Source organism: Runella sp. R5_40, assembly GCF_057652295.1.
The window spans coordinates 23,826-37,712 of sequence record NZ_JBYFCH010000039.1 but is presented as its reverse complement, the minus strand read 5'-3'; the positions used below and the strand labels follow the sequence as shown (position 1 = coordinate 37,712).

At 44.3% G+C, this 13,887-nt stretch carries 12 protein-coding genes; 5 read left to right on the top strand and 7 right to left on the bottom strand.

Annotated elements, in window-relative coordinates:
• Nucleotides 1–123: 123 nt before the first annotated feature.
• Complete coding sequence (locus AC23N5_RS30665; RefSeq protein ID WP_487758449.1) at nucleotides 124–1,191, bottom strand: NHL repeat-containing protein; 1,068 nt, start codon at nucleotides 1,189–1,191, stop codon at nucleotides 124–126.
• Nucleotides 1,192–1,393: 202 nt separating this feature from the next.
• On the opposite strand from AC23N5_RS30665, the gene AC23N5_RS30660 reads away from it, so the two are divergent.
• From AC23N5_RS30660 to AC23N5_RS30640, 5 genes are all read left to right on the top strand, one after another.
• Nucleotides 1,394–2,371: a glycosyl transferase gene (locus tag AC23N5_RS30660; protein WP_487758448.1), complete on the top strand. Its 978-nt coding sequence runs from the start codon at nucleotides 1,394–1,396 to the stop codon at nucleotides 2,369–2,371.
• A 34-nt stretch (nucleotides 2,372–2,405) separates the two neighbouring features.
• The gene (locus AC23N5_RS30655; RefSeq protein WP_487758447.1) at nucleotides 2,406–3,422 is read left to right on the top strand and encodes a glycosyltransferase family 2 protein; all 1,017 of its coding nucleotides are present in this window, start codon (nucleotides 2,406–2,408) and stop codon (nucleotides 3,420–3,422) included.
• Nucleotides 3,423–3,436: 14 nt separating this feature from the next.
• Complete coding sequence (locus AC23N5_RS30650) at nucleotides 3,437–4,834, top strand: M28 family peptidase (protein ID WP_487758446.1); 1,398 nt, start codon at nucleotides 3,437–3,439, stop codon at nucleotides 4,832–4,834.
• A gap of 180 nt (nucleotides 4,835–5,014) precedes the next feature.
• On the top strand, nucleotides 5,015–5,200 hold the full coding sequence (locus AC23N5_RS30645; RefSeq protein WP_487758445.1) for a type II toxin-antitoxin system HicA family toxin: 186 nt from the start codon (nucleotides 5,015–5,017) through the stop codon (nucleotides 5,198–5,200).
• Between the two features lies 1 nt (nucleotide 5,201).
• A complete protein-coding gene (locus AC23N5_RS30640; protein WP_487758444.1) occupies nucleotides 5,202–5,606 on the top strand; it encodes a hypothetical protein in 405 nt (134 codons plus the stop codon).
• On the opposite strand, the gene AC23N5_RS30635 is transcribed toward AC23N5_RS30640, so the two are convergent.
• From AC23N5_RS30635 to AC23N5_RS30610, 6 genes are all read right to left on the bottom strand, one after another.
• Nucleotides 5,603–7,093, bottom strand: coding sequence for a DUF1501 domain-containing protein (locus AC23N5_RS30635; RefSeq protein WP_487758443.1), 1,491 nt, complete (start codon nucleotides 7,091–7,093; stop codon nucleotides 5,603–5,605). The genes AC23N5_RS30640 and AC23N5_RS30635 overlap by 4 nt on opposite strands.
• Nucleotides 7,094–7,273: 180 nt before the next feature.
• Complete coding sequence (acs, locus tag AC23N5_RS30630; protein ID WP_487758442.1) at nucleotides 7,274–9,163, bottom strand: acetate--CoA ligase; 1,890 nt, start codon at nucleotides 9,161–9,163, stop codon at nucleotides 7,274–7,276.
• A gap of 299 nt (nucleotides 9,164–9,462) precedes the next feature.
• Nucleotides 9,463–10,443: an Rpn family recombination-promoting nuclease/putative transposase gene (locus AC23N5_RS30625; RefSeq protein WP_487758441.1), complete on the bottom strand. Its 981-nt coding sequence runs from the start codon at nucleotides 10,441–10,443 to the stop codon at nucleotides 9,463–9,465.
• Nucleotides 10,444–10,560: 117 nt separating this feature from the next.
• Nucleotides 10,561–11,565: an Rpn family recombination-promoting nuclease/putative transposase gene (locus tag AC23N5_RS30620; protein WP_487758440.1), complete on the bottom strand. Its 1,005-nt coding sequence runs from the start codon at nucleotides 11,563–11,565 to the stop codon at nucleotides 10,561–10,563.
• 129 nt (nucleotides 11,566–11,694) lie between these two features.
• Nucleotides 11,695–13,638, bottom strand: coding sequence for a propionyl-CoA synthetase (locus AC23N5_RS30615; RefSeq protein ID WP_487758450.1), 1,944 nt, complete (start codon nucleotides 13,636–13,638; stop codon nucleotides 11,695–11,697).
• 24 nt (nucleotides 13,639–13,662) lie between these two features.
• On the bottom strand, nucleotides 13,663–13,797 hold the full coding sequence (locus AC23N5_RS30610; protein WP_255417943.1) for a hypothetical protein: 135 nt from the start codon (nucleotides 13,795–13,797) through the stop codon (nucleotides 13,663–13,665).
• Nucleotides 13,798–13,887: the final 90 nt, after the last annotated feature.

Below are 13,887 nucleotides of genomic sequence, written 5' to 3'. Positions count from 1 at the left end.
TGCATCACCAGCAAAAATATGACAAAAATTATACTCGCACGCTTGCATAAACCATAGAAATCCGTGCGATGTCGAATAAAAATCCCATTCGACATTCTGCACTCTCCACTCGACACTCTATTATCAGATTCTTGCCAACTTCACTGGATACGTCTGTTTGGCATTCCACTGACAGATGTAGATGTTTTCGTCGTTGTCGATACACACATCGTGGCAGTGCATCAAAATCCCGTCAACCGCCGCTTTGTCTTGCACCATCAATTGCAGTTGCCCGTTACGGTATTCGGGTTTGGTTCCTCCTGGATTTGAGATGACTTTGTCATTTTTATCCAAAATTGTCACAAAACCTGAGTTAGGAGTCTGGTTTAAATACCGCAAACGCGACCAACATACCCCTGCATACAATGTATCGCCATGAATTACGGGGCGACACACATAAGCTCCTGGCAAAAAGATGGTTGACAAGTATTTCCCATCTAATGTAAAGCGTTTGAAGGCATTGTGCGCGCGCGAAGTAATCAATAGCGTCGGGTTCGATTTATTGCGGTAATCGACGGAGATTCCGTGAGCGGTCGAAAATTGTCCATCTTCGTCGCCCGAGCCACCAAATTTCCGAATAAACTCCCCTTTTGAGGTGTATTGCAAAATCCACTGCGAGCCATATCCGTCTGCCACGTAGATGTCGCCCGTTGGGCCAACGGCGGTTTCGGTAGGCAAAAACTTATCTTCAGGCTTGTAAGCCCCTACTTTGGATGGGTGTTCAATCGTCATCAAAACTTTCCCTTTCAAGTCGGTTTTGGTCACTTTTCCAGAGTTAGGATCACAGATAAACAAAAATTCTTCACCGTTGGCATTCCAGAGCGTAAGGCCGTGCCCGCCAGGGTATTCGTGCCCCCAGCTTTCTAGTAATTTACCCGAACGGTCGTACACCAAAATATTATTTTTGGTCTCGTCCGTTACCATAATAAGCCTTCCTTTGCTGTCCATGACCATTTCATGGCAGTTTTTAACGGGAAATTGCGCGGCATCAAGTTTGCCCCAGCCTGCCTGAATTTTGTAACGGTGGCTACCGTGGCCAACAATGTCACCGTCGGCGGCACTGGCCATAGAAGAAGTTGATAAAATCGAAGGAGCGAGCAGCGTAGTGGCTGTTGCTTTCATAAAATCGCGACGTGAGCTAGAAAGGTTCATGTGTGTAACGTCTCTTAAATAGTTATCAAAGGGTTTTGTCCTATAAGTGGTTTCGTTTTCGTTTTTACTAGGTCTTTTTCAAAGAGGTGTCGAATATCTATAAAAAACGAAAGGAAGCATTACCATAAAATCAAAAAACGACCTTCTCCGACTGAAACTCAGAAGAAGTGCGTATTTTTGCCTCAAAACTATTTCTTTTCTAATGCGTCTTGCATTTACAATCTGTACCCTAAGTCATTTAGCACTGGCCAAAACGATGGCCGATAGTTTGGTAAAATACAACCCCGACTACCGTGTGGTGATTGGCCTTTTTGACAAAATCAACGACCGTGATGTTTCGTCCGTCAGTGCGCATACAATCGTTGAAATTAATGAACAGCAAGTCCCCGATTTTCACAATCTTTTCAACCGATATACTGTTTTCGAGCTGAGTTGTTTGGCCAAACCTTTTATGGCTAGTTGGCTTTTCAAAACTTATCCCGACGTTGAAAAACTACTCTATTTTGATGCCGACATTCGCCTTTTTGGAGATGTTGCTCCCATCGAAAAAGACCTTGATAATCACAGCATTGTCATTACGCCACACGTGGTCACTCCCATCACTGGCGAGGGGGTTCCGCATCTGCGCAGTTTTTTGAATGCGGGCTTATACAACGGTGGTTTTTTTGCGCTTCGCCGCTCCGAAGAAACCGCTCGTTTTTTAGCATGGTGGGAAGACCGCGTTTGGCACGAAGGCTATTTCAACTTTGCCGAAGGAATGAACTGCGACCAGCTATGGCTCAATTATGTTCCGTTGTTTTATCCCAATGCTCTCGTTAGTCAACATTTAGGTTATAATTTGGCTTACTGGAACATGCACGAGCGAAAAGTGTCACAGAAAAATGCTGGCTTTTGGGTAAACGACACCTTTCCTTTGGTATTTTTTCATTTTAGTGGCTATCGGCTTTCGAGTCCAAATAACTTATCTGTTCACCAAGATAGGTTCTCTTTTAATGCTCGTCCTGACGTAAAACCGCTTTTTGACATATACCAAAAGGAACTAACAGCTAATAATGATGCTCATTTTAAAAGTTTACCAAACGCATATCATAAACCTTCGTATTTTTACCAAAAAAATAAAGCGCTTCGGAGAGTGCTCATTAATGGCTGCCGACGTTTGTTGCGTTTACTCGACGCCTAATTAAACTCTGTTCTAACCCTCGATATTCGACTTTATGCCCAGCCATCAACAGCTGATTTCGGTTGCAATGTGTACATACAACGGTGCAAGATTTGTAACGGAACAGCTGGAAAGCATTCAAAATCAGACTTTACTTCCCAACGAACTTGTCGTTTGTGATGATGGTTCGACGGACAACACCCTTGCCTTGGTCGAACAATTTGCAAAAAAAGCCCCCTTTCCCGTCCGTATTTTCCAAAACGAACATCAACTAGGCGTAACCAAAAACTTTGAAAAGGCACTGACCCATTGCCAAGGTAATCTTCTTTTTTTAGCCGACCAAGACGATTGTTGGACACCCGAAAAAGTAGCCCATTTATCAAAAGTCTTCAGTGAAAACCCTTCCGTAAATGTTGTTTTTTCGGATGCTCTTTTGGTAGATGAATATACTCATTCCCTCCAAAAGCACTTCTGGGAAGTTGTTCGCTTTGGCACCCCTCAGCAGGAACAATGGAAACAGGGACGAAGTATCGAGGTATTGCTCGTCGGCAACCGAGTTGCGGGTTGTACGATGGCCGTACGCAAATCGTTCGTGGACATGATTTTACCCTTCCCTACCGATATTTCAGCGTTTTTACACGATACTTGGATGGCTTTTATCGCCTCTATCCTGAATCAAATTCAATTCATTCCAGAAGTCCTTATCCATTATCGGCAACACAATTCTCAGCAAGTAGGCACCCAACAGAAGAATGGCCAATCGGTTACGTTGACCAATCGTTTTTCTCGCCCGCATAGTACTAAACTTGCTCCGCTTCAAAAACAAGCCGAAGAACTTCAGAAGGTGTATGCTCATTTGGCTCGAATCATTCCAGCTACGCATCCTAACCTGCAAGTGGTTGCCGCAAAATTGCATTTTCTCAACGTACGCGCCCATTTACCCGACAATCGTTTTCAACGAATTTGGCCGACGTTACAGCAATGGAAGAAAGGGAATTACCATCGTTTTGCCGACCAAGATGCGACTACGACGGGAATTCTTTTGACAGCGCTAGGAGACATATTGGAATAGAATGTATTTTTGTGATGAATCACATCATCAACCTTCTAACCAACCACCCATTGAAAAAACTTGTTTTACTCCTGCTTTTGGCTGGTAATTCACTAGCTCAAACCCGCGAAGATTCGGTCATCATTCGCAAAATTTACAACGAAACACTCACCAACGGCCAAGGCTACGAATGGCTCCGCTACCTCTGTAAACAAGTAGGCCCCCGCCTCAGTGGTTCCGAAGGGGCTAAAAAAGCGGTGGTTTATACCCAACAGCTTATGCAAAAGCAGGGGTTTGACCGCGTGTTTTTGCAGGATGTCAAAGTGCCACATTGGGTGCGTGGCAAAAAAGAAGAAGCGTACATTCACGTAGGTAAACAAAAAATCAGCGTTCCCATTGCTGCCCTCGGCGGGTCGATTGCGACTTCGGCTAAAGGCGTTGAAGCCGAAGTAATTGAAGTGAAAAGCTTTCAGCAATTACGGGAATTGGGCAAAGAAAAAGTCAAAGGAAAGATTGTCTTTTTTAATCGCCCGATGGATCCAACCAAACTCAACACGTTTGAAGCTTACGGAAGTGCGGTTGAACAACGTGCCAACGGAGCCAGCGAAGCGGGGAATTTGGGGGCTGTAGGGGCAATTGTCCGTTCTGTGAGTACTGTGCAAGACGATTTTCCGCACACGGGAAGTATGCGTTATGCCACAGGCGCTCCCCTTATTCCAACGGCAGCAATCAGCACAAACGCCGCTAACCTGCTCAGCGACAAGCTCAAAGAGAGCCCAACCTTGACGTTTTATTTCCGTCAAAATTGCGAAACATTGCCCGATGCTGACTCTCACAACGTGGTAGGTGAAATAAAAGGGAGTGAGTTTCCCGATGAAATTATCGTCGTAGGCGGCCATTTAGATTCGTGGGATTTGGCCGAAGGCGCCCACGACGACGGCGCAGGCTGCGTACAATCCATTGAAGTGCTACGAGTATTGAAAGCCATTGGTTACAAGCCCAAACGCACGATTCGCGCAGTGATGTTTATGAACGAAGAAAATGGCCTGCGCGGAGGAGTAAAATACGCGGATTTGGCCAAACAAAACAATGAAAAGCACATTGCAGCGGTAGAGTCTGACAACGGAGGCTTTACGCCAAAAGGTTTTGGGGTCGTAGGCCGTCCAGAGCAAAAAGCTAAAATCCAAACGTGGAAAGAGTTGCTTGCTCCCTATAGTTTGCACGAAATTGGCCCAGGAGGTGGTGGCGCTGACATTGGCCCATTGGCACAATCAGGAACTGTATTATTTGGCTATAAACCTGATTCTCAGCGGTACTTTGATGTACACCACGCTCCCAACGATAACTTTGAAAACGTAAACAAACGCGAGCTAGACCTTGGCAGTGCTTCTATGGCAGCCATTATTTATTTATTGGATAAATACGGGATTTAACATCCCTTCTCTTTTTTATTCTTACATTCAAAAAGTAGCAAAAAAGTTACCTAAAAATTTGCAAAACAGGTAGCCTTTTTGCTACTTTTGTAATAACAAATCCAAATGAAACCAATCAATCTTTACTTTTGCTCGTTAACCATATGAAACAGAAAACTAAATTTTTATATAATAAATTTAATGAACGCGAAGCAAGTCATAAAGCTTTTAGAAGAAAACGGTTGGATTGAAGTACGACAAAAAGGCAGCCACCGTATTTTCAAGCATCCGATTATTCCCGATAATATTCCAGTGGCTGATCATGGGACTAAAGATATTCCTATAGGTACGCTGAAAGCTATCTTGAAAAAAGCAGGCATTAAATAAAATGCAACTAACAATTATTATAGAAAAAGGTGACGGTGAAATCTGGGGACGTGTAGATGCTCCTGGTTTTCTGAACGTTACTGTGGGTGATTCTGAAGCAGAGATTACCCAAAATATGCTTGAGTTGATAGAAGATTTTTTGGAAAATGAAGGTAAGGACAACGATTACTGGAAAGATGTTACTCTTGATAGTATCACCTTTGAGTATCGTTATGATTTAACAGCCTTCTTCGAAATATTTTCTCCACTCAAAATAAATTCTATCGCCGAAAAAGCAGGTATTAACAAAGCATTAATGCGTCAATACGTTTCGGGCGTCAAACATCCTTCTGCACAACAAGTGCAAAAAATTGAAGCAGCGATTCATTCTTTTGCCCAAAAACTCATGAAAGTTTCTTTGGTTTAGGCCAACACGGGCGTAATGATTTTGCCAGCGGTATCCGTTAAGCGAAAGTTACGCCCTTGAAACGGGTACGTGAACTTTTCGTGGTTGAAACCCATTAAGTGCAAAATCGTCGCTTGCAGGTCGTGGACGTGCGTACGGTCTTTGACCCCAGCATACCCTAGCGGGTCGGTTTCTCCCATTGAAAACCCTTTTTTAACTCCACCGCCTGCCATCCACACTGTAAATGCTTCGAGATGGTGGTCGCGCCCTGAATAGGGGAGCACTTGTCCGTCTCGGTTTTCTTGCATGGGTGTTCGGCCAAATTCACCTCCCCATACCACTAGCGTTTCATCCAACAATCCACGCATTTTTAAGTCTTTCAACAAGGCCGTTACTGCTTGGTCAGACGCCAAACATTTATTCCGAAGCCCTACTTCTACCGAACCGTCTTCGCTCGTACCGTGGGTGTCCCAGCCCCAGTCAAACAGCTGCACGAAGCGTACGCCATTTTCGACTAATTTTCGGGCTAACAGGCAGTTCATCGCAAACGACCCCTCGCCCGCTTGCACACCGTACATATCCAAAATATACTGCGGTTCTTTGCTGACGTCCATTACTTCAGGCACCGACATTTGCATCCGAAACGCCATTTCGTACTGACTAATCCGGGTCAAAATTTCGGGGTCACGTACTTCCTCGTAGGTTTGTTTATTTATCTCGTTGATAGCTTCAATGGTCTGTTTACGAATGTCGCGGTTCATCCCTTGTGGGTCTGATACGTACAAAACGGGGTCGCCCCCCGTACGGCACTGCACTCCTTGATACACCGTTGGTAAAAAACCACTTCCCCATACTGATTTCCCCGCATCAGGCTGCTTTCCGCCCGATGCCAATACGATAAATCCTGGTAAATTTCGATTCTCTGAACCTAAGCCATAGACAGTCCACGCCCCCAAGCTAGGACGCCCCAATCGCGCACTACCTGTGTGCATCAGCAACTGTGCAGGTGCATGGTTAAACTGGTCGGTGTACATGGCTTTCAAAAACGAGACATCATCAACCGCCGTTTGCAAATAGGGCAAATAATCCGAAACCCACGCCCCCGATTGTCCGTGCTGGGCAAACTGCCCTTTGGGTCCCAACATTTTAGGCACACCTTTGATAAAGGCAAATTTCTTTCCCTCTAAAAATTCAGCAGGGCAATCTTTTCCGTGGTACTTTTCTAGTTCTGGTTTATAATCAAACAATTCCAACTGCGAAGGTGCCCCCGCCATGTGAATATAAATCACCTGTTTTACTTTGGGTGCAAACTGAGGCATCCGAACGTTCATGGGGTCGGCCGATACCAGTGGAGCTGCGGCTATTTTCTCTTTTGAACTATATCCACAGCTTCCAAGCAACGACCCTAAGCCTAGTCCACCTACGCCCGCGCCGAGCGTCTGCAAGAAGTACCGACGCGTCTGACGTTCCAATTCTGCCTGTTGAAGTTCTTTCAATAACCTTTCCATGAACTAGGTGCTATACAATTCGTTGTAAAACTTCGCTTTTCTACTTAAAAAGAAAAAAAATCAGAAAATATACCCCTTACTTCTCGTGGTTAGTATCGCGCTATCGTTTTTTACAAATCCAACAAAAAAGGGCTCGAAACAAATTGCTTCAAGCCCTTTTCAATTATCTATTCAACTTATCTACAAAGCCCCTTCTTTGATGTCTTCTACCACCGTTGGGTCGAGCAACGTGGTGGTATCACCTAAATTTGACGTATCTCCTTCGGCAATTTTACGCAAAATACGGCGCATGATTTTACCCGAACGCGTCTTAGGCAATCCTCTCACAAACTGAATCTTGTCTGGTTTAGCAATAGGCCCAATGATGCGCGTTACGGTAGCCAAAATATCCCGACGAGACAAATCTTCATCATCAAGAACATTATCACAAATCACAAAGGCATAAATTCCTTGCCCTTTGATGTCGTGCGGATAACCAACCACGGCACTTTCGATGACGTCGGCGTGCATGTTGATAGCATTTTCTACTTCGGCCGTTCCGATACGGTGACCCGATACGTTCAATACATCATCCACCCGTCCTGTGATACGGTAATACCCATCCTCGTCACGCAAACATCCATCCCCTGTAAAATAACGCCCAGGATACGTTGAGAAATACGTCTGACGACAACGCTCGTGATCACCCCAAGTCGTACGAATAATTGATGGCCACGGATACTTAATACACAAGTTACCACTCACGCCATTTCCTTCAATCTCAACGCCATTTTCGTCCACCAAGATTGGTTGTACGCCTGGTAATGGCAGCGTTGCATAAGTAGGTTTGGTTTTTGTTACCCCCGCAATCGGTGAAATCAAAATCCCCCCAGTTTCGGTCTGCCACCAGGTATCTACAATCGGACAACGGCCTTTTCCAATGTTTTCGTTGTACCAATTCCACGCTTCCTCATTGATAGGCTCCCCTACCGACCCCAACACTTTGAGTGAGCTCAGGTCTTTACCTTCAACATATTTTAAACCAAAACCCATCAACGAACGAATCGCGGTTGGAGCCGTGTATAAAATATCTACTTTGTGCTTATCAACAATGTCCCAAAAACGCCCAGCATCGGGGTACGTTGGCACTCCCTCAAACATCAAGGTAGTAGCACCACTCAACAAGGGGCCATAAACGATATAGCTATGTCCTGTAATCCAACCTACGTCGGCGGTACAAAAGTGAATTTGACCAGGTTCGTATTGGAAAACATTCTGGAATGTATAAGCCGAATAGACCATATAACCACCCGTACTGTGAACCACCCCTTTGGGTTTACCCGTTGACCCTGAAGTATATAAGATAAATAAGGGATCTTCCGAATCCATGATTTCGGGGGGGCAGTCAGACGTCACTTGTTTCATTTCGCTTTCCCACCATACGTCACGTCCCTTAATCATCGAAATTGGTGTACGAGTATGCGTCAATACAATCACTTTTTCAACCGAACGACAACCTATCAAGGCATCATCCACGGTATCTTTCATTGGAATGTTTTTCGGGCCACGTGCCGCACCATCTGAGGTAATAATCACCTTACAATCAGAGTCATTGATACGATCGGTCAATGATTGTGCCGAGAAACCACCAAACACCACCGAGTGAATCGCCCCGATACGGGCACAAGCCAACATGGCAATCGCGGCCTCAGGTACCATTGGCAGATAAATACAAACACGGTCTCCTTTTTGAACACCATTGCGTTTCAATACGTTAGAAAAACGGCATACTTGATCATGCAGCATTTTGTACGTAAGCGTCACACTTGGTTCGTGTGGGTCGTTAGGTTCCCAAATAATGGCTGGGTGATTTCCTAGTTCACGTAAGTGTCGGTCAAGTGCGTTTTCGGTAATATTTGTTTTACCATTCACAAACCATTTTACATCAGGGCCAGTGAAATTCCAGTCTAATACTTTCTTCCAAGGCTTATGCCACTTAAACTCCTGAGCCACTTCTGCCCAAAAACCTTCCGGGTCTTCTACACTATGCTGGTAAGCAGCCTGATACTCTTCAAATGTACGGATAAGCATGATTTCAAAGGTGTTTGATTGATTAAGGTTATTAAAAGGAAAGTCCGTTGCTGAATTGTGGGTATAAAAATAGCAAAACATTTTCCCGTTTAGGTGAAATTATTATCACAAAATTGCTAATTCAATATAGAAAGTGACAAAAATCATGCTTCAAACCTACCAAAAACGCCAGACTTGAGTCAAGTCTGGCGTCTGAAAAGATACCCACCGAACAATGCCTATTAAGCCTTATTCTCACTGATTTTCAACGATTTTTCTAGAAATTTTACCGTTAAAAAATTTTATTTATTCCTTCTGCACTAAGCTACATCCTCTTTCTCCTTCCGAAGCTTTTGTACCGTTTCAATAGTCACATCAGCCAACGACGCAATTTTAGCATCATCAAAGTCCGTTTCCGATAGCAGGGTAGTTACAAAGTGTCGCTTTTGAGTCTCTATGCCTTGTTCAATACCTCTTTCTACCCCCTTTTCAATACCTTTCTCTATGCCCTTTTTCTCCCCTTTAACCAAACCTCGCTTTTCTCCCAAGCGACGTTCGCGCTCCAACACAAATTCAACAATCCCCATCGTTTCTTTCGGTTTGTCTAACAATAACTCTATCGCTTCGTCAAATTTAACATCATTTTCCCGTTTTCCAAAACGTACGTACAGCTTCAAAAATCCCATCAACGCCTCTATCTTCCCCCGACTAAAACCCTTACTAACCAACCGTTTGAGCAATTCTACTTTTTGTTGTAAAAGCTCCTCTTCCGTTACTTTCCCCTTCTGCAATGCGATCAATACCGTTAAAACAATCATCGCAAAAGGATTCGTACTCAACCCTAACGCCTCAGCATCTTGTTCAAAAACTTTGTATACATTGAACTTGTAATCAATACTCGTTCCCAAATAAACTTGCGAAAACTTCTCAGGCTTAAATCGTCGATTGCGGTCTGTCAAAATCGCAAACGCAGTAATCGGCCTCTGATACCGATCATAAATGCGGTAAAAATATTGAAACATACGGTGCGAAAACGCTTTGTCGGTGCTCCCTTGAACTTCTATGTGAACCAAAATCCACTGCTCTTCACCCACTTTTGTGAACACTTTCACCAGTTTATCAACATATCTAGGAGAAAAATCATCACGTTCAACCAACAAAATCTGCTCCAATTCTTTGTCCAAAAACTCAAATGGCCGTGAAAAATCGAATAATTCTTCCGCATTAGGAATGAAAAATCGCAAAAAATCGTCGAAAACATCCTCCAAAATTGCCTTCCACAAACTATCATCCCGTTTCATAAGCTCCAAATGCTTGTTCTATCCAAAAGACGAACAACACAACGCAAAGTCACCCTCTAACAAAAACGCCAGACTTGAGTCAAGTCTGGCGTCAATCAAATGTAAACTACTGCTAAATTAGCTAACATTGCCTTTCTCCTTCCGAAGCTTCTGTACCGTTTCAATAGTCACATCAGCCAACGACGCAATTTTAGCATCATCAAAGTCCGTTTCCGATAGCAGGGTAGTTACAAAATGCAGTTTTTGGGTTTCTATGCCTTTCTCAATTCCTCTTTCAACTCCCTTTTCGATACCTTTCTCTATACCTTTTTCAATGCCTTTCTCTATACCCTTTTTCTCCCCTTTAACCAAACCTCGCTTTTCTCCCAAGCGACGTTCGCGCTCCAACACAAATTCAACAATCCCCATCGTTTCTTTCGGTTTGTTTAACAATAACTCTATCGCTTCGTCAAATTTAACATCATTTTCCCGTTTTCCAAAACGTACGTAAAGCTTCAAAAAGCCCATCAATGCCTCTATCTTTCCCCGACTAAATCCCTTACTAACCAACCGTTTGAGCAATTCTACTTTTTGTTGTAAAAGCTCCTCTTCTGTTACTTTCCCCTTCTGCAATGCGACCAATACCGTCAATACAATCATCGCAAAAGGATTCGTACTCAACCCTAACGCCTCAGCATCTTGTTCAAAAACTTTGTACACATTGAACTTATAATCAATACTCGTTCCCAAATAAACTTGGGAAAACTTCTCAGGCTTAAATCGTCGATTGCGGTCCGTCAAAATCGCAAAAGCAGTAATCGGCCTCTGATACCGATCATAAATGCGGTAAAAATATTGAAACATACGGTGTGAAAACGCTTTGTCGGTGCTCCCTTGAACCTCTATGTGAACCAAAATCCACTGCTCTTCACCTACTTTTGTGAACACTTTCACCAGTTTATCAACATATCTAGGAGAAAAATCATCACGTTCAACCAACAAAATCTGCTCCAATTCTTTGTCCAAAAACTCAAATGGCCGTGAAAAATCGAATAATTCTTCCGCATTGGGAATGAAAAATCGTAAAAAATCGTCGAAAACATCCTCCAAAATTGCCTTCCACAAACTGTCATCCCGTTTCATAAACTCCAAACGCTTGTTCTATCCAAAAGACGAACAACACAACGCAAAGTCACCCTCTAACAAAAACGCCAGACTTGAGTCAAGTCTGGCGTTCGAAAACTAACCTAACATTATGATGGTACTATCAATTCATATTCTCTGATTTTCAAAGGCTTGTCCAACTGCTCTACGTTGTAGCGTTTGAGCAATTTCCTCCAAAATAACAGGGTCGTCTATCGTCGATGGCACGGTGTAAGATTCTCCATCGGCAATTTGGCGAATCGTTTTTCGCAAAATTTTTCCTGAACGCGTTTTTGGCAAACGCTTCACCAAAATAGCCGTTCGAAAAAACGCCACTGCCCCAATCTGATCACGCACAATACCCACCAACTCCGATTCCAACGCCGTTTCGTCAATACCAATACCGTCTTTTAAAACCACAAAACCAACAGGACGCTGCCCACGAAGTTCGTCGGCGATTCCGACCACGGCACATTCGGCCACGGCAGGATGCGACGCCACAAACTCTTCCATTTCTCCCGTCGAAAGGCGATGCCCCGCAACGTTGATGACATCGTCCACGCGCCCCATGATAAACACGTAACCATCTTCATCGACATAGCCCCCGTCGCCCGACAGATAATACCCTTCAAATTTTTTGAGGTACGAACTTTTAAAACGAGCGTCGTCGTTCCAAAGCGTGGGCGTAAATCCAGGAGGAAGCGGCAATTTCAAACACACATATCCTTCGTGGTTGGCTTCCAGTTCTTGCCCATTTTCTCCCACAATTTTAAGATTATACCCACACACAGGCTTGGTCGCCGAACCTGCTTTGACAGGAAAAGCTTCTAATCCCATCATATTAGCCACCATCGGCCAGCCTGACTCGGTTTGCCACCAGTGGTCGGTGATGGGAAGTTGGGCTATTTTTTGGAGCCATTCCAACGTTGGGGGGTCACAACGCTCGCCTGCCACAAAAATATTTTGCAAACTTGATGTATCGTACTTGTCCTTCAACAACGCCTCAGGATCTTCTTTTTTTATTGCCCGAAACGCCGTTGGAGCCGTAAAAAACGTCTTTACTTGGTGGTCAGCAATCACCCGCCAAAACGTACCTGCATCAGGCGTCCGTACGGGTTTCCCTTCAAACAAAATAGTTGTACAACCCGTAATCAACGGCCCGTACAAAATATAGCTGTGCCCTACGACCCAACCAAAATCGGAGGCCGCCCAAAAAACATCTCCTGCGTGGGCATCATAAACGTGGTGCATACTAAATTTAAGGGCAACGGCGTGCCCACCATTGTCGCGCACGACACCTTTGGGTTTTCCTGTCGTTCCTGAAGTATATAAAATGTACAGTGGATGAATTGCGTCCACGGGCACACATTCGGTCGGGTCGGCTTTTGCGACGGCGTCCTCATAATCCACATCACGCCCTTCTAGCATTGGTGCATGACACATCGAACGCTGGTAAATTAGGCAATGTTTCGGCTTGAAAGCGGCCAAGTCGATGGCTTCGTCCAACAGCGGTTTGTAAGGCAATACGCGGTCAAACTCAATTCCACACGAAGCCGAAATCACAACTTTGGGTTCGGCATCTTCTATACGTATGGCCAACTCATGTGGTGCAAAACCTCCAAAAACAACCGAATGCACCGCTCCCAAACGGGCACAAGCCAGCATGGCAAAGGCCGTTTCAGGAATCATGGGCATATAAATCACCACTCGGTCGCCCTTTTCAACCCCTAATGCCCGCAATGCCCCTGCACATTTGGCCACTTTGTGTTGTAACTCAGCAAATGTGTATTTCTGGATAGTATTTGTGACAGGAGAGTCATAAATCATCGCTACTTGCGCTCCTCGCCCATGCTGAACGTGGTAGTCTATCGCTAAATAGCACGTATTGAGCTGTCCCCCAGCATACCAGCGGTCCAGCCCGTTGGCGTCTTTTCCAAGCACGGTTTCGGGTTTCTTGAACCACGCAATTTGCTCGGCTTGCTCGGCCCAAAAGGTTTCGGGATTGGCTAAACTCGCTTCAAAAAGGGAAGTATAGTTTGTTGATTGTGTATTGCTAGACATGGCAAAGGCAATTGAAAGGGTGAAATTGAGACAACCTTAGTGGCTTCCTTCGAGGGAAGCTCCGTCCATACCACCGTTCAAAAGCCAGTAAATACCATAAATAAATACTAGCACTACAACCGCAATGATTACCTTGGTAACAATACCTGATGACGACTTACTTTCTTCCATGACGAATAAGATTAAAGTTTGGGATAACTGAATTTTCATCCAAAAGTAATCTAAAATATTCGAGGAATAGTAATATTTTTCGCTAAGTTG

Coding starts and splice junctions, on each gene's coding strand:
- AC23N5_RS30665 (WP_487758449.1), bottom strand. CDS start 1,191: ATGAACCTTTCTAGCTCACGTCGCGATTTTATGAAAGCAACAGCCACT.
- AC23N5_RS30660 (WP_487758448.1), top strand. CDS start 1,394: ATGCGTCTTGCATTTACAATCTGTACCCTAAGTCATTTAGCACTGGCC.
- AC23N5_RS30655 (WP_487758447.1), top strand. CDS start 2,406: ATGCCCAGCCATCAACAGCTGATTTCGGTTGCAATGTGTACATACAAC.
- AC23N5_RS30650 (WP_487758446.1), top strand. CDS start 3,437: ATGAATCACATCATCAACCTTCTAACCAACCACCCATTGAAAAAACTT.
- AC23N5_RS30645 (WP_487758445.1), top strand. CDS start 5,015: ATGAACGCGAAGCAAGTCATAAAGCTTTTAGAAGAAAACGGTTGGATT.
- AC23N5_RS30640 (WP_487758444.1), top strand. CDS start 5,202: ATGCAACTAACAATTATTATAGAAAAAGGTGACGGTGAAATCTGGGGA.
- AC23N5_RS30635 (WP_487758443.1), bottom strand. CDS start 7,093: ATGGAAAGGTTATTGAAAGAACTTCAACAGGCAGAATTGGAACGTCAG.
- acs (WP_487758442.1), bottom strand. CDS start 9,163: ATGCTTATCCGTACATTTGAAGAGTATCAGGCTGCTTACCAGCATAGT.
- AC23N5_RS30625 (WP_487758441.1), bottom strand. CDS start 10,443: ATGAAACGGGATGATAGTTTGTGGAAGGCAATTTTGGAGGATGTTTTC.
- AC23N5_RS30620 (WP_487758440.1), bottom strand. CDS start 11,565: ATGAAACGGGATGACAGTTTGTGGAAGGCAATTTTGGAGGATGTTTTC.
- AC23N5_RS30610 (WP_255417943.1), bottom strand. CDS start 13,797: ATGGAAGAAAGTAAGTCGTCATCAGGTATTGTTACCAAGGTAATCATT.